We start from the raw sequence: 3,021 nt of genomic DNA, 5'->3' as shown, positions 1-3,021 counted from the left end.
GGGGGCGGGTTCTGACGGGAGAGGCGCAGTCCCCGGCATCCGTGCCGGAGGTCGGCGCCCGGCCACTTCCGGCCCAGCACCTCGACGACAGGTCGGCGCCCGGCCGCTTCCGGCCCGGCACCCCGAACCAAGGTCAGCGCTCAGCGACGTCCCGGCCCGGCACCCCGAACCAGGGTCGGCGGTCAGCGACGTCCCGGCCCGGCGCCCCGAACCAGGGTCGGCGCTCAGCGACGTCCCGGCCCGGCGCCCCGAACCACGGTCAACGCTCAGCGACGTCCCGGCCCGGCACCCCGAACCACGGTCAACGCTCAGCGACGTCCCCGCCCAGCACCCGCTCCCGCTGCCGCCACACGACCCCGGCCACCACGCCCGCCAGCGCGACCAGCCCCGTGCTGACCCACACCGGCGACCGGTATCCGAACCCGGCGCCGATCACCAGGCCACCGGCCCAAGGGCCCAGCGCGGCACCCACGTTGAACGCGGCTGTGGCGAAACCCCCGGCCAGCGTGGGCGCGCCCGGTGCCGCGTACAGGACCTGGGAGATGAGCGTGGAGCCGACGCCGAAGGACAGCGCTCCCTGGACGAAGACGAGCCCGAGTGCCAGGACCGGGTGCCCGGCCCCGAGCGCCAGGAGGCACCAGCCCAGGCACACGGCGACGCCTCCACCGGCCAGGACCGGCACGGGGCGCCGGTCGGCGAACCGCCCCGCGGCGGTCACCCCCGCGAACGACCCGGCCCCGAACAGCGCGAGCACACCGGGAATCCAGGCGCTGCCCAGCCCCGTCACCTCGGTGACCAGCGGCGCGAGATAGGTGAAGGTGCAGAACGTCGCGCCGTTCACGAGGGTGCCCAGCAGCAGCGTGACGACCGGCCGAGGACTGCGCAGCGACCGGAGTTCACCGCGCAGCGCGGGCRGCGCACCCCCGGCCGCACCGCCCGGCACCGACCTCGCCACCGCCACCAGTGCGGGCAGCGACACCAGCGCCACGGCCCAGAACGCCGCCCGCCAGCCCCACAGCCCGCCCAGCACGGCCCCGGCGGGCACCCCGGCCACGCACGCCAGCGTCACGCCGCCCAGCAGCATGGACGTCGCCCGCCCCTTCGCGTCCGCCGGGACCATGTCCACGGCGGCCACGAGGGCGACGGCGAGGAACCCGGCGTTGGCGAGCGCCCCCACGACCCGGGTGGCGAGCAGTACCTCGAAACTGCCGGTGAGAGCACCGACGACATGGACGGCGAGAAACACGACGAGGAACGCCAGCAGCGCACCCCGCCGCGGCCACCGCCGTGCGAGCCCCGCCACCAGCGGTGCTCCTACGACCATCCCCACCGCGAAGGCGGAGGTCAGCGCCCCCGCCGCGGGAACGGACACCCCCAGATCCCGCGCGATGCCCGGCACCAGGCCGGACAGCATGAACTCGGACGTTCCCTGCGCGAACACGGCAAGGCCCAGCAGAAGAAGAGCGAACGGCAAGAAGAAACTCCGCACCCTGAAGCAGACGTCGGACACGACAGGTCGGACGGCTTCCGGCAGCGGAGCGAACGGGCTTCAGCGGCCCGGCATCACGAGCAGCCACCGGAGAGCCGGTGGCCGCACTCTGGACGCCTCGGGGCTGGACATGCGGGAGAGGTTAGGCGGGCCCGGCGGCCCGGGGCCACCGGTTTTCCTCCGGCTCGCCCCGCGCGGCGGTCACAGCCGTGTCCTTCCGGTCCTTCCGGCCGCCACCGCGATGGACGACGACCACGGCCACCAGGCAGACGGCCAGGCCGAGAGCGGTCTGCACGCCGAACGGCTCACCGAACACCATCGCGCCCCAGACGGCCGTGACCGGGGCCATGAGGAACATCAGCGTGTTCACCTTCGTCACTCCGGAGCGCTTCAGGATGAGCCAGTACAGCCCGTACCCGCCGAACGTGGACAGACCCACGAGCCACGCGACGGCCACCCAGAACCCGCCCTCGGCGGGCGGCGCGGCGGCTCCAACGCTCAGGGCCAGCGCGGAGAAGAGGACGGCGCTGGTGGCGCAGTGGACGGTCAGCGACACCGAGGGAGCGACCCGCGAGCGGGACCGGCTCTCCAGGAACGTGGCCGCAACCAGGGACAGCATGCCGAGCAGCGGTATGGCGTACGCCCACCAGGCCACGCCGGTCCCGGCCGCGGCGTCGGCCAGGGTGACCACGGCGACGCCGCTCAGCCCCAGACCGAGGCCGATCCACTGCCGGCCCGAGACGTACTGCCCCAGCAGCGGCCCCGCGAGGGCCCCGGCGACGAGGGGCTGGACGCCGTCGATCAGGGCCGTCGTGCCGCTGGAGACACCGAGCTGGATGGCGTAGTAGACGCTGAGCAGATAGCCGCTTTGCGACAGCACGCCAATGACGGCCTGCCGGGTGACGTCCCGGGCGGTGAGCCCTCGCCAGGCCGTGCGCATGACGACGGCGACGGCGACGAGGACGACGGCCAGCGGCAGGAACCGCCACATCAGGACCGTGATCGCGGACGCGTTGCCCGCGCCGAGCTTGGCCCCGATGAACCCGGAGCTCCAGCAGAGGACGAAGGCGGCGGAGAGCAGGATGTTCACGGACACCACAACCAGTAGACAGATCGGTATACCCGTTCCCCGCCCACTATACAGATCGGTATACTCGGGTGTCATGGGTACCACTGCCGACAGCCCGCGCCGGATCACGATGACGCCCGCCGCCCGTCGCGTCCTGGAAGCGGCCGCCCGGCTGTTCTACGAGCGCGGCATCCACGCCGTCGGAGTCGACCTCATCGCCGCCGAGGCCGGGGTGACGAAGAAGACCCTCTACGACCGGTTCGGCTCCAAGGAGCAGATCGTCGTGGAGTACCTCGCGGACCGCGACGAGCGCTGGCGGGCCTTCCTCGCCGAACGCCTCGACGCGGCCGGGCCGGAGCCGGGGGAGCGCGTCCTGGCGGTCTTCGACGCCACGCGCGCCTGGGCGGCGGAGCTCAGCCCCAAGGGGTGCAGCATGGTCAACGCCCACGCGGAGATCAGCGAC

3 protein-coding genes are annotated in these 3,021 nt (G+C 73.4%); 1 reads left to right on the top strand and 2 read right to left on the bottom strand.

The features are described from left to right. Positions 1 to 301 precede the first annotated feature (301 nt). Both CA983_RS42150 and CA983_RS42145 read right to left on the bottom strand, forming a co-directional pair. Complete coding sequence (locus CA983_RS42150) at positions 302 to 1,474, bottom strand: Cmx/CmrA family chloramphenicol efflux MFS transporter (RefSeq protein WP_086605919.1); 1,173 nt, start codon at positions 1,472 to 1,474, stop codon at positions 302 to 304. A 157-nt stretch (positions 1,475 to 1,631) separates the two neighbouring features. Beyond that, the gene (locus CA983_RS42145; RefSeq protein WP_244207331.1) at positions 1,632 to 2,579 is read right to left on the bottom strand and encodes a DMT family transporter; all 948 of its coding nucleotides are present in this window, start codon (positions 2,577 to 2,579) and stop codon (positions 1,632 to 1,634) included. 73 nt (positions 2,580 to 2,652) lie between these two features. Between CA983_RS42145 and CA983_RS42140 the strand changes: the two genes are divergently transcribed. Further along, positions 2,653 to 3,021: TetR/AcrR family transcriptional regulator (locus tag CA983_RS42140; RefSeq protein WP_143645765.1), on the top strand; the 369-nt coding region annotated here is incomplete at its 3' end.

It is taken from the genome of Streptomyces swartbergensis, assembly GCF_002148965.1.
GTDB classification, from domain to species: Bacteria; Actinomycetota; Actinomycetes; order Streptomycetales; family Streptomycetaceae; genus Streptomyces; species Streptomyces swartbergensis.
This window is presented reverse-complemented; position numbering and strand designations above follow the sequence as displayed.